This window comes from Pseudomonas sp. 5P_5.1_Bac1, assembly GCF_025466015.1.
Classification (GTDB): Bacteria; Pseudomonadota; Gammaproteobacteria; order Pseudomonadales; family Pseudomonadaceae; genus Aquipseudomonas.
The window spans coordinates 49283-71994 of record NZ_JANLNX010000001.1 but is presented as its reverse complement, the minus strand read 5'-3'; the positions used below and the strand labels follow the sequence as shown (position 1 = coordinate 71994).

Here is a 22712-nt window from a genome sequence, read left to right as displayed (position 1 = left end):
GGTGGCCTGGCCGGCGACCTTGCTCAAGGGCCGGCCACGGCAGCGCGCCGATCTGTGCTGGAGCCAGCGCAGTGCGTCCAGTCCCGAGTTGTGGCTGGTGATCGTCGATGCGTCGGCCTCGACCCGCCGTTATCAGGCGTTGAGCCGGGCCAAGGGGCTGCTGGCGAGCTTTTTCGACCAGGCCTACCGCGCCCGCGCCCGCCTGGCTTTGCTTACGGCCAGCGGCGCTGCGCCACGCTGGCAACGGCATGGGCTGAAAGCTTCAGCGGCGTTACAGCCGTGGCTGGCGGGGTTGGGGGCGGGTGGCGGTACGCCGCTGCTGGCGGCGCTGGAGGAGGCGCGGCAATGGTTATTGCGCCGGCAACGGCAGTTCCCGGGTGAGCAACAGCGCTGCCTGCTGCTGACCGACGGTCGCCTGAGCAAAAGCGCGGCGCTGGTGCCGCTGCCGTGTGCCAGTGTGCTGATCGATATGGAAAGCGGGCCGGTGCGCCTGGGCCGTGCGCGGCAACTTGCGGAACAACTTCAGGCCGATTATTGGCATATGGATCAATTGGATAGCGCGGCCTGTGGCGCATTGCCGCAGCGACAATAAAGTACAACTTGGCGACAACAAAAAGTGCACCATGAGGTGCACTTTTTTATGGGTCTGAAAACGCTGGAAGTTACTTCGGCATGGTCCAGGGTTGCAGGTCGTAGCCTTTCAGGCGCAACTCGGCGCGTACTTCTTCGAGCAGGTGCGCCCACTGCGCCGGGTCGGAGTAAGTGCTGCTGGACACTTGTTTGCTGCCAATCCGGGTGCTGGTCCGGTCGATCACTGCCAGGCTTAGCTCACCGGTACCGTTTGGCGCGTCCCAGGCTACACACTGGAAGGGTTCGAAGGCGTGGTCGGCAATCAGCAGTGCTTCGTTGACACGCAGCGGAGCGTTCATGGGTTCGGTCTCTCTATGGTCCCAAACATCAAAATGAAAGTTGCCGGCGGTTGTTCGCAGCGGCAGGTTACTTGTACTGATGTCCGAAGTAACAGGTGAAGTCACACCGTTCGCGAAAATTTTTTATTCGCGCTTCGCACATTGTTTTTTTCCTGGCGCTTGAGACGTTGAATTAACAGGAAAATTCCCGAGGGTGAAAAATAACGCCAGTGCTCGACGGACAGACGGTAGTGGGCCAACAGTCGTTCATTGCTACTGTTACAAACGGGTCTGCCAAGATGCTGTTTCTACTCACTTTTCCAATAATTGGCGTCAAGGAACGGTCATGCTCGAACCCGCACAGAACCGTCGTTTGCTGGTGGTCGATCCTTGCGATGATTGCCATCGCCTGTTGCCCGGATTACGCAGTGTTGGCTGGGATGTTCATAGCTGCACGTTGAGCAGTGCCCTGGAGCATCCCTGTGATGTCGGGCTCCTGCGTTTGCAGGCGTCGCACCTGCAGCACCCCGAGGCGGTCAAGGACCTGATCGGGCGCAGCGGCGCCGAGTGGATCGCCGTGCTCAGCCCTCAGGAACTGCGGGCGCAGAAGATCGGCGACTTCGTCTGTGAGTGGTTCTTCGATTTCCATACCCTGCCGTTCGATGTCTCCCGGGTCCAGGTGACGCTGGGGCGGGCGTTTGGCATGGCGCGCTTGCGTGGCAAGGGCCCGGCACCGGTCGATGAGCCGGAGCACGAACTGCTTGGCGACAGCCGACCGATCCGTGATCTGCGCAAGCTGCTGGGCAAACTGGCGCCCACCGAGTCGCCGGTGCTGATCCGCGGCGAAAGCGGGACCGGCAAGGAATTGGTGGCGCGGACCCTGCACCGCCAGTCGCAGCGCCACGACAAGCCATTCGTGGCGATCAATTGCGGGGCGATTCCCGAACATCTGATCCAATCCGAGCTGTTTGGCCATGAGAAGGGCGCGTTCACTGGCGCGCACCAGCGCAAGGTCGGACGGATCGAGGCGGCCCATGGCGGCACCTTGTTTCTCGACGAAATCGGCGACCTGCCGCTGGAGTTACAGGCCAACCTGCTGCGTTTTCTTCAGGAAAAGCACATCGAGCGGGTTGGCGGCAGCCAGCCGATTGCCGTGGATGTGCGGGTACTGGCGGCGACCCACGTCGACCTGGAGAGCGCCATTGTCAGTGGCCGGTTCCGTGAAGACCTGTATTACCGGCTCAATGTGTTGCAGGTGGTGACCGCGCCGCTGCGCGACCGCCACGGTGACCTGTCGATGCTGGCCAGCCATTTCTCGCGCTTCTACAGCCAGGAAACCGGACGCCGTCCGCGCACCTTCAGCGAGGACGCCCTCGGTGCCATGGGCAAGCACGACTGGCCGGGCAATGTCCGCGAACTGGCCAACCGTGTGCGCCGTGGCCTGGTGCTGGCTGAGGGGCGGCAGATCGAGCCCCGCGACCTTGGCCTGCAAGAACAGACCGCAATGCTCGCGCCTATCGGCACGCTGGAGGATTACAAGCACCAGGCGGAACGCCAGGCCCTGTGCGATGTGCTCAACCGGCACAGCGACAACCTGAGCATCGCGGCGAAGGTGCTGGGGGTTTCGCGGCCGACGTTCTACCGTTTGTTGCATAAGCATCAGATTCGCTGAGGCCATTCCCTGCCAGAAACCAGAAAGCCCGTGACTGCAACAGCAGCCACGGGCTTTTGTGTGTGAAACCGATCAGAAGTAGTACGGGAATTTCAGGCTGAAGGTGAAGTCCGGCGCATCGTCGGTAAGGCCGATGGACAGGTTCGGCACGATGGTCAGCTTGTCGGTGGCGGCCAGGGTCATGCCGACGTTGAAGTAGGCGGCGTTGGCGTCGCTGCCGGTGACGGTGGCCCAGTCGCCGCCGTCTTCCTTGGTCTTGGAGCGCCGCACGATCAGGTCGGAGACGGAGAACGACATACTCATCTTCTCGTTGAGGGCGAAGGCGACACCGGCGCCGAGCTGGAAGCTGTCACCCAGTTTGACCTTGCCCGGTATTTTCTGGTTTTCGGTCGAGCTGATGTCGCTGAACGAGTCCTCGAGGTTGTGGGTGTACGACAGGCTGCCGAACAGCACTGCCGGGTCGAAGGTCTTGACCAGCGAGATACCGGGGCTGATGGACCAGACGCCGTTGCCGGTGGGCAGGCTTTCCGGGTATTGCAGGCTGCTGTTTTGCGGATCGGTACGGAACTTGATGCCGAACGGGTCCTTGCCGGTGGGCGCCTTGACCCGCAGCGTGAACACCGCGTCCGGGGCGTAATCCGACTCGTCCATGAATTTGTAGGCAACGCCGACGTTGACGTCGCCAATGGTCGGGTCGCGGGTAACGGTGCGTTCGGAAAGCGCGGTGCCGGCACCGCCGGGTTGGTTGGGCGTGCCGCTGGCACCTCCGGACTGGAAGGTCGACTCGCGGTAGACCACCGGCACGTTGACGTCGAACTGCCAGCGCTGGTTGAGGTTGTAGCGCCCGGTCAGGTCAAGGGTCCAGGTGTCGGATTTGATCCGGTCGAGGTTGATGTTGCCGAGGAAGATCGAGTCCAGCGCCAGGAAGCCGTTGAGCAGCAGTTGCTTGGTGTCGTACCGGGCATAGGTGATGCCGGTCTCGACACTGAACTTGCCGCCGCCGAAGAAGCCGCTCGCTTCGTCGTACAGGTTGGTGACGCTCTGTGCCGGGGCCGAGTCGTCTTTCAGCGATTCGCCGTAGGAAGCACCGCTACCCGATGCCGCGACCGCCTGGCCTTGCCCGGAAGGCTGGCTTGGCTTGGTTGCAGGGGAACGCACGAGGCGTTTGGGGGCTGGGGTTGCGGGTTGGTCTTCGACCTGGCGGACCCGCTGTTCGAGGACCATCAAGGCTTGTTGCTGCTGTTCATAACGTTGTTTGAGGGCTTGCAACTCCTGTTTCAGCGCCTCCACCTGCGGGTCCTGTGCCGCGAAAAGCATCGTTGAAGGAACCAGGGTGCTCAGACAGACGACTGCATTGAATGAAAACTTCCGGTGCATAGGTTAGCCATCCTTTCCAACTGCGCAATAAGTTGAAACAGAGCGTAGATCAATATCCGGAGATACGAAGGCCCTTCAACTGGTCCAGATTGCAGTTCAGCGCGCCTGCCGTGGGCATGTTGTCGCGCAGTACCACATTGAGCTGAGTGATGTTGCTGACGGCGTTGCTGCCGCCGAGCAGGGTGGTGGCCTGCATCAGCCCGCCATCGGCGAGTCGCTGGAGGCTGGCGCCCTGATTGTTGGCGGCCTGGATGCTCATCTGGATACCGGCGGAGGTCGAGGCGACGCTTAGGGTGCCGGCGTTGTTGCTGGCGCTGATGGTGGCGCCGCTGGCAAGGGCCTGGCCTTGCTGGGCGGCCATTTGCGGTGCCTGGCTGGCCTCGCTGACATTGACCTGGAAGTTGTTGGAGGTGGTGTTGCCGTCGCCGGCAGAGCGGTTCACCTGGATCACGCCCTGGCCGCTGCCCAGACCAGCGCCACCGGTGACGGTGCCAGTGCCTTGGGCGGTGGAGGTGCCCGTGCCGTTTTCACCGGTCAGGGAGACATAGAATTGCGGCTTGAAGGTCGACTGCTGCACCTGCAGCGAGGCCGTCGCGCCGATGCGGTCGCCATTGGCGTTTTGCCAGGTGCTGTTCATGACCACCCCGAAACTGATGATGCGCCCTGGCATCACGTAGCGTCCGCGTAGTTGAGACAGTTCCTGATCCTTGACTTCGATGGGTTTGAACGCCTGCGCCTGGGCAGGAAGGCTGGCCGCGAGACACGCGGCGATCAGCCAGCTTGAAGTCTTCATCGGGTGCTCCCGGAGCTCCATGCTCGCTTGTTGTTAGAAGAAGTCGCTCTGGATGAATCCAAATTCCATCAATTGCGCATCGTCGATGGGCTGGAAGTTGTTGACGCGGTTCTTGGCGGTCAGCGGGTCCGGCGGGTTGAGCAGGGCGTTGGCCTTGTCGTAGCCGGGGCCGATGACGGCGAAGATGATGCCGTTCCAGCCTTTGACGAAGTCATCGAACTTGTAGCGTTTGTGGCCCAGTACCGGGTCGCCGACGTAGGCCCAGTCCTTGTCGGTGCGTTGCAGCACGACGAAGTGTTTGTAGCCACGGATATCCATCAGCACCACGACCGGAATGCTCACGTCATGCAGGCTTTCCGGCGGGATCTTGTAACCCCGGGCACGCATGCCGAGGCTTTCCACGTAGCGTTTCATGTCGAGCATCGAGAAGCCCTGGACGCGGACGATGTCCTGATCGGAGTGGGCGAGCATGCCTTCGATGATGTGGCTTTCATCCACGTCCAGCCAGTAGGCCTGTTTGAGGATGGTGCCCAGTGCGGCGGCGCCGCAACTGAAGTCGGTCTTTTGTTGAACCAGGTTGGCGAAGCGGCGTTCGCGGATGCTCTGTACTGGCTTGTAGATCGTGACTCCGCCTGGCAGGGCGGCGACCGCCATCTGCGCGGCGTGGACCGTGCCGATCTGACCACTCAGGACAACCAGCAGCATCAGCAGTAGCGCACGCATGATCTTCCCCATCCTGTGGTGAATTAGGAAAGGGGCCCCGAAGGGCCCCGATCAAGGCTGTTACATGCCAGTGCAGGCATGGCAGCCGGCGGCGATGGACAGCGAGTTGCTTTGTTGGTTGCCCGAGCCAGCCGAGACGTTGGCACCGATGTTGCCCGACACGCCGTTCAGCGAGTTGGTCAGCGACGCGGTGTTGGTCACAGGGTTGACCCAGCCGCTTGGGGTCAGCACTTGGTAGGAGGCTACGCCATACAGCGCGAAGTCGCCTTCTTCGTGGAACTTCAGCGGATCTTTGTCGGTACGGCCACCGCGATCATTGTCATGACCGCCATTATGGCCGCCGCCGTTGCTGCTTTCGTCTTCTACGTAACCCCAGCCGTTGCCTTCGTATTGGCCGTAAGCGGCGAATGCGGAGTACAGGGTTTTGGTGTCGTAGGTGCGATCAGCTTCGTTGGTGACGTTCAGCCCGGTAGTGTTCTGGTTGGCCGCAGCGCTTGCCGCGGCGACGCGGCCGCCGGACACGGCGATGGCCAGGTTGTTTTTCTGTTGGTTGAAGTCGCCGGCGGTGACGTTCACCCCGATGTTGCCGGAGCTGCCGTTGGCTGAGTTGTTGAGGGTTGCGGCGTTGCGGGTCGAGTAGTTCTTGACGTTGTTGCCAGTGTTGTTCTGGGTGGCACTGGAAATGGCCATTGCGCTGCCGAAGATGAAGCTTTCGTCTGCGGTGGCGATTGCGGCAACGTTGTCTTGTTGGTTGCCGTCACCGGCCGCGGTGTTGGCGCCCAGGTTGCCCTGCGAGCCACTGGCCGAGTTTTCCATCGTCGCGGTGTTGCGTGTGGCTTCGTTTTTCACCCGGTTGCCGCTGTTGTTCTGCGTGTCGATCACCGTCGCGGCGGAGCCGGCGTTGATCAGGAGGGACAGCAGCAGGGACTGGGTACTGTCGTGATCGTTATGGTGGCCGCGACCACCGCCATGGTCATCGTTACGTCCACCTGCTTGTGCAGCAACTGCCATGACCGCTGCGAGTGCGAATACCAGAGGCTTGAGTGCCATTGTGGGTTTCATGGTGTTTCTCCGCATTAATTATGATTGTTAAGTGTTGTGTTGCCTTATCGGGTCAGTCAGCGACCCGTACGCTCAGGGTGTTGGCCATTCGGTTTCCCACCCCTGCGCTCTGATTCAACTGAACCACGCCACGACTGCCGGTGAATGCCTGGTCGCTGGTGCTGACCTGGCGACTGCCGGGTGTGTGGTCGGTTGAGTCGGAGCTGTTGGACAGCGCCACGTTCTGCTGGAGCAGGACGCTGTCATCGATGCTTTGCGGTACGGCGCTGATGCCGATGCGTACCGCGTTGGCTTGTTGCGTACCGGCACCGGCGGACTGGTTGATGCCCAGGATGCCGTTGCCGTTACTGAAGGAAGTGCCGCCGATACTGGCGTTGGCATCGATGGCGCGGCTTGCGGCCGTATCGATGCTCTGGTTGATCCGGGTGGTGGCCTGGGCTTCGTGGCCGATGGCGATGGCCCGGCTGTTGTTCTGTTGTTGCTGGTCGCCGGCAGCCTGGTTGATCGAAAGATTGCCCTTGTAACCTTGGGCGCTGCTGTCGATCCGGGCGTTGTCCTCGACGGGCGAGGCAGCCAGTGCGGTGCCGCTGCAGAACAAGGCGATAAACAGGAGGGAGGCTTTCATCTCACTTGCCTCCGGTCAGGATCTGCAGCGGGGCGAGGCCGCGCTGGATACCCGAGTTGACCGAGTTGGAGATGCTACCGCCCGCGCCGCCACCGCCGCCGCCCGTGGCATTGCCAAGGCCCGGCAGGGTGCTGGGCACCGCGTTGATTCCGCGCACACCGCCCGAGGCGGCATCCGGGACCAGCAGCCGGTTGATGGTGGCGCCACTGGCAACCCTGGCAAAATCACCGTCGCTGAGTTCGTTGTTGGTCTGAGCGACGATGCGATTGGAGGCGTTGGTGTTGACGGTGGTGGGGCTCGGATCTGGATGGTCGTTGCGAATGGCCGGGCGGGTCTTGACGTCACGGGTCAGGACGACCACACCGTTGCCACCCGCCTGGACCTGGGCGGCGAGAAGGGAAGCGCTGAGTGCGCATCCGATGACCATAAGGCGAAGCAGCTTATTGTTGTGATTCCCCACGGCGGCGGTTCCTTCTTTCTATGCGCTGGCCCTTCAGCGTTGCGAGAGAGAGAGCAGAAGCTGTGCCGCTTTTTGTTTGCCGTGTTGAATCAACGACTTGCATGAATCCGGGGAGAACGCTTCGCGCTGCCTGTAACGCCGGTGAGACAACCGGGCGGCGGCGCGGGCGGGGCGTGGTACGGGAAGTCGATAAACCGGGGCGGGGCGGCCACTGTATCAGCGGCGTGACAGTCGACTCGCGGATGGCGCGGCGGGCTCTGCGCCGCGGGCCGGGGTCGCGAAGGGTGTTTCAGCGAGTTAACACTCGGTTGCGCAGGCTGGGGCTTTACCTTCCAGCAGGCGCTGGACCGTGGCCAGAACGATGGCGCGGCGGTGGACCCAGTCGCCTTCGATGATCATCAGCGGCTGACGATGCTGTTCCAGCCATTGCCGGCTGGCCGCGAAGAACGCCCGGCGCTCCTCCAGGTCTGGCTGACAGCGCTGCCCGTCACCGATCCACGGCACGCCGTCGGGGCTGAGCAGCAGGTGCAGGTCATAGTGCCGCGCCAGCAGCGCCTGCTCCAGCCAGTCGGGGCAATCGGCGAACAGCGTCTGGCTCCAGAGGATATTGCTCAGCAGGTGGGTGTCGAGAATCAGCAACTCCGGCTGACGCTGGCGGGCGGCGTCTTCCCAGGCCAACTGGCCGCGGGCAATGGCCGGGATATCGGCGTAGCAGGTGTCGCGCTGCTGCTCGTCGATAAAATGGCGGACATATTCGCCGACCAGCTCGCCACCGAAATGCGCCTGGATTTCACCTGCCAGCCAACTCTTGCCGCTGGACTCGGGGCCTGCCAGCACCAGGACCTTCATGCCGCCACCACTGCGGGATCGCGGCGCCACTCGCGCAGCCCCTGGATCGCCATCAGCGTGAACAACGCATACAGGCCCGCGGTCAGGTACAGCCCCTGATAGAGGAACAAGCCGACGCAGACCGCGTCGATCACGATCCACAAGGCCCAGCACTGCACGCGCTTCTGCGCCATCCAGCCTTGCGCCACCAGGCTGAAGCCGGTGATGGTCGCGTCCAGCCAGGGCTGGGCGGCATCGGTCCAGGTACTCATGGCGCCACCAATCAGCAGGCTGCCCAGCAGGCCGAAGAGCAACCCGAGATTGACCTGGCCGGGTGTCAGCAGGCTGACCTTGCGCACCTCGCGCACACTGTCCGGCCGGGTCCACTGCCACCAGCCATACAGTTGCAATACGGCATACACCCCTTGCAGGAGCATTTGCGAATAGAGCCTGGCATCGAAGAACACCCAACTGTAAAGCAGCACCATGGCCAGGCCGATGGGCCAGCACCACGGATTCTGCTTGACCGTCAGCCAGACGGAGAGGGCGCCAAGTACGGCGGCGAACAGTTCGAGGCCGGACATCGGCGCTCCTTTACAGCAAGGAAAGAGGGGCGGGGATTGTACCTGTTAGGCAAGTAGCCGCCAGCCGGGTTTTCCGCTTGCACCTGATATTTCTGTCAGTTTCGCGCCGTTGCGTTTGCAGGCAGATTATTTCTGCGGCGTCGAGTTGTGGCTGTTCAGTCGTTGTTACGTCGATCCACTCATTGAAGAAAGATCCCGACGATTTCAGGAGACACGGCGATGAGAAGGCGTATTGACAGGCTTATTCCGCTATTGGCGTTACCGTTCATGCTGCAGGCGACGTTTGTTCATGCGGAAAGCTGCGAAGAAACATTGAAAGTGGTTCAGGAGCTCTATAACAACGAGGCGAGCAACTGTATGTCGCTGACCGGTGATAGATCGGTCAGGAACCCGGCATCGGACTGTTCCGGCCTGCTTGTCAGGGGCACGATGCGGCCCGAGCGGCAGGAAACACCTCAGCCTGCCGGCACCTATTACGTGTGGAATTCGAGTCCTACGGCAGTGAAGCTGGGAACCACGGCGGCCTCCTGGATGCGCTCTGACATCAAATATCAGACGCCCGGTGTCAGCCACCACAACGGCATGCTGCTGTACCCGACTCACTACACGCCAGCGGGTAAAACCCCGGTGAATATTGATTGCGCCTTCCCCATCGATGGCTATACGGATTCCCGCAACGATAATGGCTGCGGCGACAATGACAGAACGCCGAATGTGGAGAAGTCCTGCCAGCAAGAGGGCGTCAATGGTTCCAACTGGAAGGCCAGCGAGTTCGACCCGTTCGGCGGTGTAGACCCTGCAAGAAACATGTCCCTGTGCGGCTTCGATATGCGCGGGCTGAGCGACGAACAGCGCACGGATGCCTTCCAGCAGTTCATGCAGTCCAGGAAGTCAATCGAAGGCTCTGAAGGCGCATTCTTCTGGCAGACGGAAGTGCGCTTCAAGAACCCCGAGAAGGACAAAGCGCCTGTAATGGCGTTCTTCTTCAGTGAAGAAACCGGCACCAACGTCGAGGACGCCTGGAAGAATGCCGAAGAATATAAACAGGTGACGGGCGAGGAACGGCCGGTCATCAAGATCAACTTCCCGAATGACCCGAGCAGCAAGGCTACATTCTCTTGCGCGACCAAACCGGCACCTAAGCCAGAACCTGTAATCGAGCCCGATAAACCGGTCGCTGGCGGCTGGGGCACGGGGACCGATCCGAAACAATGCTCTCAATACATCGATTCGGTGAAATGGATATCGCGGTGGGACCCAGGCTTCAATAAAGAAGTCATGTCGCTCTCGGTAACGCCTACTGCGTGCGGTCGCGAGGTCGGACCGGACCAGACCGAGAAACTGATTGCCGAGATGAAACAGAAAGCCCTGGCAGAAAAAGACGGGGCGAAGTACTGGGGCGACAGAGACCAGACATTACGGCGTCAGGCGGTGTGCCATATAACCCTGGTCGAGAAAGATAAACAAGGTAACGACTTCCAGGTAAGAAACAAGGAAACATGGAACCTTGAGCCCGTCAGGCCGTACGTCTCGCACGAGCAATCACTCAGGGATGGTTGCAACTCTGTGAAAGTCGACGGAGGAGCCGGTGGCACTGGCGGTGCTCCCGCGCAATGTCCCGACTACATCAAGTCGGTCAAATGGATGGACCGCACTTATGCGGAATATCCCGGCAAAAAGATCAAGGCACTCGAGGTCACCTACAACGACTGCGCACTTGGATTCGGACCTGACAAAACCGATGCAGTGATGGCGGAGATGAAGAGGAAAGCCTTGGCGGCCGACCCTCAAGGCGCAAAATATTGGGGTGACAAAGACATCTCGATGCGCCGCCAGAGTATTTGCCTTGCCCAGAAGTACACCAAGAAGAACCCGGTGTATCTGGAGTCGATCAGGCCGAACGAAGCCAGTCAGGAGCAAGTCAACGCAGCGGACTGCAACCACAAATGATAACGACGGCGCTCATTGATTGAGACCAGGCTTGTTTGAGCCACTTGAACTGCCGATATCCCGCGGATATCGGCAGTTTTTTCATGTTCGAATGGCTTCAGCGGACAAGCGCGCCGCCGTTTTTTGGCGACCCACCTGACATTTTTGTCAGTTTCGCAAAAGAGTGGGGTGTGGCAGTTTCCGGGCAGGCGGTCGGTAGTGGCATTCAGTCGTGTTCACGCCAAATCAATGAGCGGTGTACTCATCGTTTCTGGAGGTGTGTGTCATGCGAAAGACTGTCGAGAAAATAGCCCCGTTACTTATATGTCCCCTGCTATTCGGGGTGCCCTTGGCCAACGCGGAAACCTGCGAGGAAACGCTGAAAGTTGTTCAGGAGCTGTACAACAATACTGTCGATAAATGTGGCGACGATCCGGCCTCGGACTGTTCCGGCCTGCTGATCAGAGGCACGCACCGGGCGGACCCCGCGAAGGGCCAGGCGTGGGATGTGTGGAACCCGAGCCCGAGAGCGCAGGAGCTGCAGAGCGAAGCGTTTTCCTATATGCGCAAAGACATTAAATACGACAACCCTGGCATGCAGACGCAGAACGGTTATATCACCACCCCCTTTGATCTTCTCTGTCAGGGCAAGCAGGGCGGTCATCTGCAATGTGCCTTTCCGAACGACGCCTGGACCGACATGCGTACGGACAAAGGCTGTCGAGACAGCCAGCCGCGTGGCAACAGTCCGGGTTCAAAAGAGATTGAAGGCACCTGCAAGGAAATGGGCGTGAACAGTGGCGCCCAGTGGCTCGCGCACTTCAATAAATATAATAACCAGACTTACCAGGACATCTATCAATGCGGTTTCGACATGAGAAAAGGCGTGAGCAGAGCCGACCGCACCACGGCCTTCAAGAATTTTCTGGATGCGCGCAAGTTGATAAACAACCGAGAATTCCAGACCCAGACAGAACTGCGACTTTCCCTCACCGAGCCCAATGAACGTGCTGTCCTGGCTTTTTTCACCAGTGATTCACGCGGCGATGCCGCTGCCCGGTTAAATCAACAGGATTACCTGAAGAAGACCGGTAACTACCGACCAATCATCAATATCAAGTTTCCGCTCCATGCCAGTGACGTCGCCACCTTCTCTTGTGCTGCCAACCAGATGGCGCCTCCGGCGAATAGTGCGAGCCCGGGTTTTTGTCGCACAGGTAAACCACCGAGCCCTGGCTTCGGGCCAGGCACTGGTTCAGGACCGACCCAGACGCCCGCTCAGGCTCAGGCCAGCCAGGCGGCCGCGGCCGCTGCTGCCGCCGCGCTTGCCGACGCGAACCTGGCCGAGTCGAAGTACTGCACGCCTTACTTCACCAAGAGCGAGTGGATTTCTCGCGATGATCCGGTGTTCGGGCCTAACACGCTGTCGCTTTCGCTGACCACCAACCCCACTTGCTCCATTAAAAAACTCAATGAAGTTGGTTGGGAACGCATGTATGCCGAGTTGTATGAAAAACACAAAAATGATCCGCAATGGAAGCAGTACGCCAACAACGGTGGATCGATGCGCGAGCAATTTTATTGCCATGTCGTCGGATACCCGGGCAAAGAGGTCATGAACCTCGAGCCGGTTCGCCCGATGGTGCCTTACAAGGACTCGTTGAAACTGCCTTCGCCGTGTAACCCAGGCAAGTAACAGTCGTTTGTTCAGTGTTGGACCTGCCGCTACCCGATGGTAGCGGCAGGTTTTTTTACACCCGGAATTGCCCCAGTACTTGCTCGAGATGCGCGCTCAGGCGGTTGAGTGCGTGGCCGGACTTGCTGGAGTGCTGTGCGGCGACGGCGGTCTGGCGCGACAGGTCGGCGGTTTCGGTGACGCTGCGGTTGATCTCTTCCACCACATGGGCCTGCTGCAAGGTAGCGCTGGCGATTGAGGCGTTGAGCGAGGTCAGGTTGTGCAGCGCCTGGCTGATGGCATCCAGGCTGGCGCCCGCTTCGCTGGCCTGCTCGACGGTTTCCCGCGAGGCCAGGCTGCTGGCGTCGATGGCCTTGACCGCCGCTTCCGACTGACCTTGCAGGTGTTCGATCATCGCCTGGATTTCGGCGGTGGACTGTTGCGTCCGCTGCGCCAGCAGGCGGACTTCGTCGGCGACCACGGCAAAACCGCGACCCTGCTCGCCGGCACGGGCGGCCTCGATGGCGGCGTTGAGGGCCAGCAGGTTGGTCTGTTCGGCAATGGCGCGAATCACTTCCAGCACGCTGCCGATGCGGGTGCTCTGGCCGGCCAGGGCCTGGATCACATGGACCGCCTGGTCGATGGTGGCGGACAGCTCGTCGATCTTGCGCAGGCTGCCGTGAATGCTCTGCTGGCCCTGGCGGGCGCGTTCCTGCGCCTCGCTGGTTTCGCTGGAAGCCTGCTCGGCGTTCTTCGCCACGTCCTGGACGGCGTAGGTCACCTCGTTGATGGCGGTGGCCACCTGTTCCATCTGCTGCGACTGCTGGTCGCTGCGCTGCTGGGTCTGCCCGGCGTTATCACCGACTTCGCCGGCCGAGTGGCCCAGTTCTCGCGCCGCTTCCTGGAGACGCACGACCACCTGCTGCAACTGCCCGGTGAAGCTGTTGAAGTGCTGGCCGAGGCGGGTGATTTCGTCGTTGCCGTGGGTGTCCAGGCGCTTGGTCAGGTCGGCTTCGCCGCTGGCGATGGTGGCCATGGCCTCCACAGCCTCCTGCAACGGGCGGACGATACTGCGGGAAATCAGCAGCACCAGCAGCGTCAGGACTACCGCGATGCCGGCACCGAGCAGCGAGGCGTCGCGCAATTGACGGAAGAACTCGCCCTGCATGTCGTCGATATAGATGCCAGAGCCGATGATCCAGCCCCAGGGCTTGAACAAGTGGATGTAGGAGGTCTTCTCCACCGGGTCGCTGGCGCCGGGCTTGGGCCAGCGGTAGTCGATGCTGCCGGCGCCGCGGGTCTTGGCCAGGCTGACCATTTCATTGAACAGCGCGAAGCCGTCGGGATCGCGGATGCCGGAGAGGTCCTGGCCTTCGAGCTTGGGGTTGGTCGGATGCATGAGCATCTTCGGCCCCAGGTCGTTGATCCAGAAATAGTCGTTCTGGTCGTAACGCAGCGCCCGCACGGCGTTCAGCGCCTGTTGCTGTGCGGCTTCGCGGCTAAGGCTGCCAGCGGCTTCCTGACCCTGGTAGTACGTCAGGATTCCGGCGGCGGTCTCGACCACATGGCGGGTCTTTTCCGCCTTGGCCCGGTACAGGTCAGTGTGAATCTGATTGAGCATAAGCAACCCGAGGGTCACCAACATCGCCACGGCCAGCACCAGGATGAGCCACAGGCGCCGGCTGATCGACATACTGCGTAAAGTCTTCATGAAGGTCATCTCGAGTTCTTGTTATTTTGAGCATCCAAGCATGCTTTAGCGCTTCCACCTACTCGACCAATGGCTAAGTGGTTGATTCGGCTGGCTCCATTAGTACGACCGGGCAGCGTTTATCCCACAGGTCTGATAGGATTTCGGCCTTTCTGCGCCAAATCTGAAGGGTATGTCGCGATTAATGTGGCCGTTTCCGTTTTATGGTCGCCGTCGCATGCCTGGGCCTTGAAAAACCAAAGCGTATCGAAAACTAGAACGGGGCATGCCACGCGCATCGCCTTACGGGGGAATGATGGATTTTTGGACCGCCATGCAGGCAGTGATTCTCGGCATCGTCGAGGGTCTGACAGAGTTTTTGCCGATTTCCAGTACGGGCCACCAGATAGTCGTGGCCGACTTGATCAACTTCGGCGGTGAACGGGCCATGGCCTTCAACATCATCATTCAACTGGGTGCGATCCTGGCGGTGGTGTGGGAGTTTCGCCGCAAGATCATCGACGTGGTGGTGGGCCTGCCGCGCCAGCGTGAGGCACAGCGCTTCACCGTCAACCTGCTGATCGCCTTCATGCCCGCTGTGGTGCTGGGCGTGGCCTTCGCCGATCTGATCCACGAATACCTGTTCAACCCGATCACCGTGGCCGCGGCGCTGGTGGTGGGCGGCGTGATCATGCTCTGGGCCGAGCGTCGCGAGCATGTGATCCGTGTTGCCGAGGTGGACAACATGCACTGGACCGACGCCCTGAAAATCGGCTGCGCCCAGTGCCTGGCGATGATTCCGGGGACTTCGCGTTCCGGCTCGACCATCATCGGCGGCCTGCTGTTCGGCCTGTCGCGCAAGGCGGCCACCGAGTTCTCGTTCTTCCTGGCGATGCCAACCATGGTCGGCGCCGCGGTGTACTCCGGCTACAAATACCGTGACTTGTTCCAGCCGGACGACTTCATGGTCTTCGCCATCGGCTTCGTGGTCTCGTTCATCTTCGCCATGATCGCCGTGCGTGGCCTGCTCAAGTTCATCGCCAGCCACAGCTACGCGGCGTTCGCCTGGTACCGCATCGTCTTCGGCCTGGTGATCCTCGGGACCTGGGCCTTCGGTGTGGTCGACTGGTCGGTGGCCCACGGCTGATGCGCTATCCACGGCTCAAGCTGCTGGCGTTCGCCATGCTCTGCCTGCTGCCGCTGGGCGGGGCCCTGAAAACGGGCCTCGCCGAACAGTTCTGGTTGCCCGCGCTGCTGTATATAGCGGCGAGCCTGGTGTGTGCCGGGCTCTACTGGCACGACAAGCGCCAGGCGCAAGTGCAGGGCCAGCGTATTCCGGAAAAGCTGTTGCATCTCAGCGAACTGCTCGGCGGCTGGCCGGGCGCGCTGGTGGCGCAGCAACTGTGGCGACACAAGACGCGCAAGCTGTCCTATCAAGTGGTGTTCTGGCTGATCGTGCTGGTGCACCAGGTGGTGTGGGTCGATGTGCTGTTTCTGGGCCAATGGCGGCATATCTTCTAGCCGCCGCCTCAACGCCCCGGTTCAATCCAGCAACAACCCCACCTGCAGCCGCTTCGGCAACTTCTTCACCACCAACTGGTGCGACCGCCTCAACATGTCCTCAAGCGTCTCGCGTCCCAATGCGTAGGGCGGGGCGACGCTGATCCAGTGCGCCCTGGCCAGATACGGCGCCGGACGAACCCCGGGAATATCGACGTAGCCGAGGAACAGGTCCTTGTCGACCTTGAACGACAGCCCCGCACCCGCCAGGTCGAGCACTGCGAACATCTTGTTGCCGGCCACGGAAAACACCCGCACGCCGCCCCATTTATAGTCTTCCCGCGCGCCAGGCAGCGTCAGGCAGAATTCCGCGACCTGTTCTTGATTCAGGGTCTTTTCAGACATAACGCTCTCCACATTCCTCGAAAGAAGCGACCAGATGGTCGATCCACGCCCGCACCGCCGGCAGTACGCCGCGCCGATGCGGATAGACCGCTTGCAGGTAACCGCTGGGCATCGACCAGTCCGGCAACAGGCGCACCAGCTCGCCGCTGGCCAGTTCGGCTTCGCAGTGCAGCAAGGGCAGGGCGGTGAAGCCCAGGCCGGCGAGCACCGCGGCCTTGCGTACGACAAAATCGTCGATCCCCAGGCGGGCTTCCAGGCTCAGCTCTTCACGCTGGCCGTCCTTGTCCATCAGGCGCAGGTGCACCAGCCGGTCGGCCTCTACCGCGCCGAGGACTGGTAGCACGGCCAATTCGTTCGGGTGCTGGACCGGGTGCTGGCGGGCAAAGTCGGGGGAGGCTACCAGTTGCATCTGCGCGCGGTTGAGGCGGCGGGTGACCAGTGCCGGGTCTTCATCGCCCAGGTCGCGCACGCGCAGGGCGACATCGATGCCTTCGTTGATCAGGTCGACACGGCGGTTGACCAGGACCATTTCCAGTTGCACGTGCGGGTACAGCGCCAGGAAGCGGGTGATCACCTCCGGCAGAAAGGCGTGGGCCAGGCCCACCGGGCTGGACACGCGCAATCGTCCTCGCGGTTCGCTGGTCATGCTGGCGACCGCTTCGTCGGCCATTTCCGCCTCCAGCAGCATCGCCTGGCAGTGGCGCAGGTAGCGCTCGCCCACGGCGGTCAGCTTCAGTTGCCGGGTGGTGCGTTGCAGCAAGCGGGTACCGAGGCGCTCTTCCAGTTCGGCGATCCGCCGCGACAATCGCGACTTGGGAATCCCCAGTTGGCGCCCGGCGGCGGCGAAGCCACCAGCTTCAACCACGCGGGCAAAGTAGAACAGGTCATTGAGGTCTTGCATGATTGTTCCATCAGTGGGACGAACTAACGCAATTTTGCGAGCTTATCAGCTATTGGTTGTGCCGTTAGGATTGTCTCCATCGTGACCGCCGACCAGTGGTCCTCATTCAGGAGAGCCCCATGAAACTGTTGCACATCGATTCCAGCATCCTCGGCGACAACTCCGCTTCGCGCCAACTGAGCCAGCAAGTGGTCCAGGCCTGGCAAGCCGCCGAGCCATCGGTCCAGGTGGTCTACCGTGACCTGGCCGCCGATGCCATCAGCCATTTCTCCTCCGCCACCCTGCTGGCCGCGGGCACTCCGGAAGAAGCACGCGACGCCGCTCTGGCCCACGAAGCCAATCTGAGCGCCGATACCCTGCAGGAGTTTCTCGACGCTGACGCCGTGGTGATCGGCGCGCCGATGTACAACTTCAGCATCGCCAGCCAGCTCAAGGCCTGGATCGACCGCATTGCTGTCGCCGGCAAGACCTTCCGCTACACCGAAACCGGCCCGGAAGGCCTGTGCGGTAACAAGAAAGTGATCGTGGTCTCCACCGCGGGCGGTCTGCATGTCGGTCAGCCTACTGGTGTCGGCCATGAAGATTTCCTCAAGGTGTTCCTCGGTTTCATCGGCATCACCGACATCGAATTCGTCCGCGCCCACGGTCTGGCCTACGGCGACGAGCCACGCAACAATGCGCTGCAGGCTGCCCAGGCTCAGATCGCCAACGACCTGTTCGCCGCGGCCTGAGTCTCCGGCCTTCGCGGGCAGTAGATGCCCGCCCTGGCTGTCAGGAGTTTCATCGAGCTTTCATCTGCACCAATGTGGCCCGCTCTATGCTTTGCATTAGGCGGGTCATCGCCATTGGGTCAAGGTGAAAGCAAATGCAGGTTCTTCGGACGTTGTTGGTGCTCGGTGCGTTGTGCTGCAGCCTTGTGGTGCAGGCCGAGCCGGCGCAACAGTGGAACGTCGGCCTGCACCGCATGAGCATTCCCGATCCGCTGGACGGCCAGCCCATGCAGGTGCTGGTGTTCTACCCCTCGAGCGGCTTGGCGCACTGGCGCCGGATCGACGGTTATCGCCTCAATGTCGCCGCCGAAGCACCGGTGGTGATGGGCCGTTTTCCCTTGCTCGCCTTGTCCCACGGCAACACCGGCACGCCCCTGGCCTTGCATGACCTGGCCAGCGCCCTGGCGCGGCGCGGCTTCGTGGTGGTTGCGGCGGTCCATCCCGGCGACAACGCCAAGGACCACAGCCGACTCGGCACCCTGAGCAACCTCTATGGCCGTCCGCTGCAAATCAGCGCTGCGATCAGCGCCACGCTGGAGGACGCACTGCTGGCGCCCTATGTCAGCGGCGAACAGGTGGGCATGATCGGGTATTCGGCGGGTGCCGAAACCGCATTGATTCTTTCCGGAGCACGTCCCGATCTTCAGCGACTGAAACGTTACTGTGAGGAACGTCCGCTGGATGCTGACGCCTGCACACGCCACGGCGAACTGGTCGCTGACCGCGACGATTTGTTGCCCGAGGCCGATCCGCGGGTGAGGGCCCTGGTGCTGATGGCGCCGTTGAGCCTGATGTTCGGTCGCCAAGCGCTGGCCGAGGTGAAGGTGCCGTCATTGATCTACAGCGGTGACCACGACCAGTTGCTGGCCATCGACAAGAACGCCGAGGCCCTGGCGCGCAAGCTGCCGGTCACGCCCAACTACCGGCGGCTGGCCGGCGCTGGGCATTTCGTCTTCATGTCGCCCTGTGACGCAGCCCAGCGCGAGCGCATGGCGGCGCTATGTACCGATGCCGACGGCGTTGATCGGGTGGGTATTCACCTGTCGTTACAGTCCGAAACGTCGCACTTCTTCAATCGCGCGCTGGGCGTGCCCAGTCGCGCGGGACTGCATACCGCCGATCAGTGAGGGGGCGAGCGGCGTAGCAGCGTCAGGGTCAGGCCGACGCCCAGCAGCGACAGCAGCGCCGCCACACAGAAAATCCAGGCGTAACCCAGATGGGCCGCGACCGCACCCATCACCGGCCCGGCGATCGCCAGGGCGAGATCGAAGAACACTGCATAAGCGCTCAGCCCGGCCCCGCGACTGGTCGGCGGCACTTGCTTGATCGCCTCGACCCCCAGCGCCGGGTACACCAGCGACAGCCCGAAGCCGGTCAGCCCCGCACCGAGCAGCGCCAACAGCGGCGACGGTGCCAGCCACAGCAGCGTCAGGCCGAGCGTCTCCACCGCCATGCATGCAATCGCTACGCGGTAGCCGCCCCACTGGTTGACGGCATTCACAAACATCAATCGGGAAACGATAAAGCACACGCCGAAGGCGCTCAGGCACCAGGCCGCGCCGGTCCAGCCGCGCTCCAGGTAGAAGAGCGTGACGAAGGTGGTCAGGGTGCCGTAGCCGATGGAGGCCAGGGTCAGCGCCACCCCGCACGGCGCCACGCGAGCGAACGCAGCCCAGAACGGCAGGCGTTCACCGCGCATGACGGGCAGCGATGGCTGGGTGCGAATCACCAAAAGCGCCAACACGGCCAACGCGGTCAACGCCAGGCCGATGCTGTAGAAGCCGGTTTCCTGCGCCAGCAACACGCCGACTGGCGCACCGATGGCGATCGCGCCGTAGGAAGCGATGCCATTCCAGGAAATCACCCGCGCCGTGTGTTCGGCGCCCACCTGTCCAATGCCCCAGCTCAGCGTGCCGACGCCGATCAAACCCTGGGCGATGCCCAGCAGCACGCGCGCCACCAGCAGCAGGGTCAGGCTCGCCAACGGCACACTGACCAACAGCTCGGAGCCCCAGGTCAACAGGCCGCTGACGCCTATCCCGGCCAGGCCATAGGCGATGGTGCGGCGGGTGCCGAGGCTGTCGGCAAGGCGCCCGGCCATCGGCCGGCTGAGCAGGGTCGCCAGGTATTGGATGCCGATGGTCAGGCCGGCGATTATCGCGCTGTAGCCCAGCACATCGTGGACATGGCCCGGCAGTACCGCGATCGGCAGGCCGATGCAGAGGAAGGCAATGAAGGTGTAGAAAACGATCGACAGGATCTGCAGGGTGACCGAGGGCGTTGTGGGCGTCGCGGAGGGTGAAGCAGGCATGGGGTTTCGTTCGCAGGCAAGCGGTTGAAGCGTTACATCATGGCGGCAGGCGGGAAGAAAAGAAAGCAGGCTAACGAATGAATCGGCAGCCGAAAACAACAGCGGGCCGGCCCGTTCCCGCTGTATGGGACGGGCCGGCCCGCTGTATTACCGCTAAGCGAGGATCAGACCACGACGCCCTGGCTGCGCAGGTAATTGTCGTAGGTGCCGCTGAAGTCCACCACGCCGGTGGCGCTCAGCTCGATGATGCGGGTTGCCAGCGACGAAACGAACTCGCGGTCGTGGCTGACGAATACCAGCGTGCCCGGATAGTTCTCCAGCGCCAGGTTCAGCGCCTCGATGGATTCCATGTCCAGGTGGTTGGTCGGTTCGTCCATCACCAGCACGTTGGGTTTTTGCAGGATCAGCTTGCCGAACAGCATGCGGCCCTGTTCACCCCCGGAGATCACCTTCACCGACTTGAGGATCTCGTCGTTGGAGAACAGCATGCGGCCGAGGGTGCCACGGATCACTTGTTCGCCCTGGGTCCACTGGCCCATCCAGTCGAACAGGCTGACATCGTCTTCGAAGTCGTGGGCATGGTCCTGGGCGTAGTAACCGACTTCGGCGCTTTCGGTCCATTTCACCGCACCGGCATCCGGGGTCATTTCACCGACCAGGGTGCGCAGCAGGGTGGTCTTGCCGATACCGTTCGGGCCGATGATCGCGACGCGCTCGCCGGCTTCGATGGTGAAGCTGAAGTCCTTGAACAGCGGCTTGCCGTCGAAGCCCTTGGAGACTTTCTCCAGGGTCACGGCCTGGCGGTGCAGCTTCTTGGTCTGTTCGAAACGAATGAACGGACTGACCCGGCTCGACGGCTTGACCTCGGCCAGCTGGATCTTGTCGATCTGCTTGGCGCGGGAGGTGGCCTGCTTGGCTTTCGAGGCGTTGGCCGAGAAGCGGCTGACGAAGGTCTGCAGCTCGGCGATCTGGGCTTTCTTCTTGGCGTTGTCCGACAGCAACTGCTCGCGGGACTGGGTCGCGGCGGTCATGTACTCGTCATAGTTGCCCGGGAACAGGCGCAGCTCGCCGTAGTCCAGGTCGGCCATGTGGGTGCAGACGCTGTTCAGGAAGTGACGGTCGTGGGAAATGATGATCATGGTGCTGTTACGCGCCGTGAGGATGCTTTCCAGCCAACGGATGGTGTTGATGTCCAGGTGGTTGGTTGGTTCGTCGAGCAGCAGCACTTCCGGATTGGAGAACAGCGCCTGGGCCAGCAACACCCGCAGCTTCCAGCCTGGAGCGACTTCGCTCATCGGACCGAAATGCTGTTCCAGCGGAATACCCAGGCCCAGCAGCAGCTCACCGGCGCGGGATTCGGCGGTGTAGCCGTCCATCTCGGCGAATTCGGTTTCCAGCTCGGCGACGGCCATGCCGTCTTCCTCGGTCATTTCCGGCAGCGAATAGATGCGATCGCGCTCGGCCTTGACCTTCCACAGCTCCTCGTGGCCCATGATCACCGTGTCGATCACGGTGAACTCCTCGTAGGCGAACTGATCCTGGCGCAGCTTGCCGAGGCGGGTGTTCGGCTCGAGCATGACCTGGCCGCCGCTCGGCTCCAGATCGCCACCGAGAATCTTCATGAAGGTGGACTTGCCACAGCCGTTGGCGCCGATCAGGCCGTAGCGATTGCCGTTGTTGAACTTGACCGAGACGTTCTCGAACAGAGGTTTGGCGCCGAACTGCATGGTGATATTAGCGGTAGAAATCAAGTGCTTGTCCTGCGGGGGTTCCAGAGGTGTATTTAGTCGCTCGTGTCAGCGTTGGGCCAATCTTGGGCCAATTCGACGCTAGGCGGCAGCTTCTCCAGCTCCCTCCAGTCAGACGAGGAGCTGATCCATTTCGCGTAGGTAGAAGGCAACATCCAGACGCTGTGCCCAAGCTGATTCGCGATGAGCCCAGGGTTCATCGCGGCCATCAGGCACGTGGTTGCGTAGGTGTGGCGGGTGTCTTACTGACGGCGTTCACGGATGCTCAGCGCCTTGAGCGCTGATTTGAAGGCGCGGATTGTAACACCTGGCTCGTTGATCCACAGCCCACCTTTGCTCGGTTGAAGCACGAAAGGGCTGACCAGGCCCGCCGACTTGGAGGTCATGCGGTGCAGCGTTGCATCCCTCAGGCGCATTATTTAGCTTTCAGTATGGGGTGGAACGGGGGATCGAGGCTTTGTGCTATACAAGCCTTTTGCCAAGGACGCTCCCATGTCGACTAACTATCAAGCGCAGTACAAATCCTCTGCAAATCAGCAGTGGCAAACTAAAACCTATGGCTCCGAAATGGGATGTATGCAGGAGCTTTCTCGGTTGAGGGCGAAGTATCCGTTTGCCCGGGTTATTGATCCGGCAGGTCGAGTTGTAAGCTAACTATGGAAAGGGCTTTCACTGGAATGTTGCGCCCGCATCATCGCTAATGAGAGTCGCTCATTTGTGGTTCACCCCTCTCCCTGATACCGTCGCGCCC

23 protein-coding genes and 1 pseudogene are annotated in these 22712 nt (G+C 61.5%); 9 read left to right on the top strand and 15 right to left on the bottom strand.

All coding sequences use genetic code 11. The features are described from left to right. The first annotated feature begins 1 nt into the window (after position 1). A complete protein-coding gene (locus NTD82_RS00370; protein WP_262127376.1) occupies positions 2-592 on the top strand; it encodes a vWA domain-containing protein in 591 nt (196 codons plus the stop codon). A 70-nt stretch (positions 593-662) separates the two neighbouring features. Here NTD82_RS00370 and NTD82_RS00365 read toward each other — a convergent pair whose 3' ends face one another. Further along, the gene (locus NTD82_RS00365) at positions 663-929 is read right to left on the bottom strand and encodes a hypothetical protein (protein WP_095153593.1); all 267 of its coding nucleotides are present in this window, start codon (positions 927-929) and stop codon (positions 663-665) included. A 325-nt stretch (positions 930-1254) separates the two neighbouring features. Between NTD82_RS00365 and NTD82_RS00360 the strand changes: the two genes are divergently transcribed. Further along, on the top strand, positions 1255-2580 hold the full coding sequence (locus NTD82_RS00360; protein ID WP_262127375.1) for a sigma-54 dependent transcriptional regulator: 1326 nt from the start codon (positions 1255-1257) through the stop codon (positions 2578-2580). Between the two features lie 72 nt (positions 2581-2652). On the opposite strand, the gene NTD82_RS00355 is transcribed toward NTD82_RS00360, so the two are convergent. The 8 genes from NTD82_RS00355 to pnuC all read right to left on the bottom strand — a co-directional run bounded on the left by NTD82_RS00355 (position 2653) and on the right by pnuC (position 9032). Further along, positions 2653-3957: a transporter gene (locus NTD82_RS00355; protein ID WP_095153591.1), complete on the bottom strand. Its 1305-nt coding sequence runs from the start codon at positions 3955-3957 to the stop codon at positions 2653-2655. Positions 3958-4006: 49 nt separating this feature from the next. Beyond that, positions 4007-4750 (bottom strand): hypothetical protein, encoded by a 744-nt coding sequence (locus NTD82_RS00350; RefSeq protein ID WP_095153590.1) that lies wholly within the window; start codon positions 4748-4750, stop codon positions 4007-4009. Between the two features lie 33 nt (positions 4751-4783). Beyond that, positions 4784-5473 carry a C39 family peptidase gene (locus NTD82_RS00345; RefSeq protein ID WP_262127374.1) on the bottom strand — a complete coding sequence of 230 codons (690 nt, stop codon included), beginning with the start codon at positions 5471-5473 and terminating at the stop codon, positions 4784-4786. Positions 5474-5533: 60 nt separating this feature from the next. Then, positions 5534-6535, bottom strand: a complete 1002-nt coding sequence (locus tag NTD82_RS00340; RefSeq protein ID WP_262127373.1) for a heme utilization protein — start codon at positions 6533-6535, stop codon at positions 5534-5536. A 52-nt stretch (positions 6536-6587) separates the two neighbouring features. Next, positions 6588-7160 (bottom strand): adhesin, encoded by a 573-nt coding sequence (locus tag NTD82_RS00335; protein WP_095153587.1) that lies wholly within the window; start codon positions 7158-7160, stop codon positions 6588-6590. 1 nt (position 7161) lies between these two features. Beyond that, the gene (locus NTD82_RS00330) at positions 7162-7587 is read right to left on the bottom strand and encodes a hypothetical protein (RefSeq protein WP_262127372.1); all 426 of its coding nucleotides are present in this window, start codon (positions 7585-7587) and stop codon (positions 7162-7164) included. A 330-nt stretch (positions 7588-7917) separates the two neighbouring features. After that, on the bottom strand, positions 7918-8469 hold the full coding sequence (locus NTD82_RS00325; RefSeq protein ID WP_262127380.1) for an AAA family ATPase: 552 nt from the start codon (positions 8467-8469) through the stop codon (positions 7918-7920). Continuing rightward, a complete protein-coding gene (gene pnuC / locus NTD82_RS00320) occupies positions 8466-9032 on the bottom strand; it encodes a nicotinamide riboside transporter PnuC (RefSeq protein WP_262127371.1) in 567 nt (188 codons plus the stop codon). Before pnuC ends, NTD82_RS00325 begins: the two co-directional genes overlap by 4 nt. 219 nt (positions 9033-9251) lie before the next feature. Here pnuC and NTD82_RS00315 point away from each other — a divergent pair, with 219 nt between their 5' ends. Both NTD82_RS00315 and NTD82_RS00310 read left to right on the top strand, forming a co-directional pair. Continuing rightward, complete coding sequence (locus NTD82_RS00315) at positions 9252-10982, top strand: DUF2599 domain-containing protein (RefSeq protein ID WP_262127370.1); 1731 nt, start codon at positions 9252-9254, stop codon at positions 10980-10982. 322 nt (positions 10983-11304) lie between these two features. Then, a complete protein-coding gene (locus NTD82_RS00310; RefSeq protein ID WP_410017016.1) occupies positions 11305-12657 on the top strand; it encodes a DUF2599 domain-containing protein in 1353 nt (450 codons plus the stop codon). 55 nt (positions 12658-12712) lie between these two features. Here the strand turns inward: NTD82_RS00310 and NTD82_RS00305 are convergent, their stop codons facing one another. Continuing rightward, positions 12713-14347 carry a methyl-accepting chemotaxis protein gene (locus NTD82_RS00305; protein WP_262127368.1) on the bottom strand — a complete coding sequence of 545 codons (1635 nt, stop codon included), beginning with the start codon at positions 14345-14347 and terminating at the stop codon, positions 12713-12715. Positions 14348-14642: 295 nt separating this feature from the next. Between NTD82_RS00305 and NTD82_RS00300 the strand changes: the two genes are divergently transcribed. Both NTD82_RS00300 and NTD82_RS00295 read left to right on the top strand, forming a co-directional pair. After that, complete coding sequence (locus tag NTD82_RS00300; protein WP_262127367.1) at positions 14643-15473, top strand: undecaprenyl-diphosphate phosphatase; 831 nt, start codon at positions 14643-14645, stop codon at positions 15471-15473. Then, positions 15473-15847, top strand: coding sequence for a DUF1294 domain-containing protein (locus NTD82_RS00295; protein ID WP_262127366.1), 375 nt, complete (start codon positions 15473-15475; stop codon positions 15845-15847). Before NTD82_RS00300 ends, NTD82_RS00295 begins: the two co-directional genes overlap by 1 nt. A gap of 21 nt (positions 15848-15868) precedes the next feature. On the opposite strand, the gene NTD82_RS00290 is transcribed toward NTD82_RS00295, so the two are convergent. Together NTD82_RS00290 and NTD82_RS00285 are read right to left on the bottom strand one after the other, a co-directional pair. After that, the gene (locus tag NTD82_RS00290; RefSeq protein ID WP_262127365.1) at positions 15869-16231 is read right to left on the bottom strand and encodes an MmcQ/YjbR family DNA-binding protein; all 363 of its coding nucleotides are present in this window, start codon (positions 16229-16231) and stop codon (positions 15869-15871) included. Then, complete coding sequence (locus NTD82_RS00285; protein ID WP_262127363.1) at positions 16224-17132, bottom strand: LysR substrate-binding domain-containing protein; 909 nt, start codon at positions 17130-17132, stop codon at positions 16224-16226. The genes NTD82_RS00290 and NTD82_RS00285 overlap by 8 nt, the downstream gene beginning before the upstream one ends. 119 nt (positions 17133-17251) lie before the next feature. On the opposite strand from NTD82_RS00285, the gene NTD82_RS00280 reads away from it, so the two are divergent. Both NTD82_RS00280 and NTD82_RS00275 read left to right on the top strand, forming a co-directional pair. Then, a complete protein-coding gene (locus NTD82_RS00280) occupies positions 17252-17863 on the top strand; it encodes an FMN-dependent NADH-azoreductase (protein ID WP_262127362.1) in 612 nt (203 codons plus the stop codon). Between the two features lie 134 nt (positions 17864-17997). Further along, positions 17998-19029, top strand: a complete 1032-nt coding sequence (locus tag NTD82_RS00275) for an alpha/beta hydrolase family protein (protein ID WP_262127361.1) — start codon at positions 17998-18000, stop codon at positions 19027-19029. On the opposite strand, the gene NTD82_RS00270 is transcribed toward NTD82_RS00275, so the two are convergent. The 3 genes and pseudogenes from NTD82_RS00270 to NTD82_RS29120 form a co-directional block, all read right to left on the bottom strand. Further along, positions 19023-20213 (bottom strand): MFS transporter, encoded by a 1191-nt coding sequence (locus tag NTD82_RS00270; protein ID WP_262127360.1) that lies wholly within the window; start codon positions 20211-20213, stop codon positions 19023-19025. The two genes, NTD82_RS00275 and NTD82_RS00270, sit on opposite strands and share 7 nt — an antisense overlap. A 164-nt stretch (positions 20214-20377) precedes the next feature. Next, a complete protein-coding gene (locus NTD82_RS00265; protein WP_262127359.1) occupies positions 20378-21964 on the bottom strand; it encodes an ABC-F family ATPase in 1587 nt (528 codons plus the stop codon). A gap of 32 nt (positions 21965-21996) precedes the next feature. Beyond that, positions 21997-22347: pseudogene (locus NTD82_RS29120) on the bottom strand (integrase). A gap of 106 nt (positions 22348-22453) precedes the next feature. Between NTD82_RS29120 and NTD82_RS00260 the strand changes: the two are divergent. Further along, positions 22454-22615: a hypothetical protein gene (locus tag NTD82_RS00260; RefSeq protein ID WP_159985193.1), complete on the top strand. Its 162-nt coding sequence runs from the start codon at positions 22454-22456 to the stop codon at positions 22613-22615. The last annotated feature ends 97 nt before the right edge of the window (positions 22616-22712 follow it).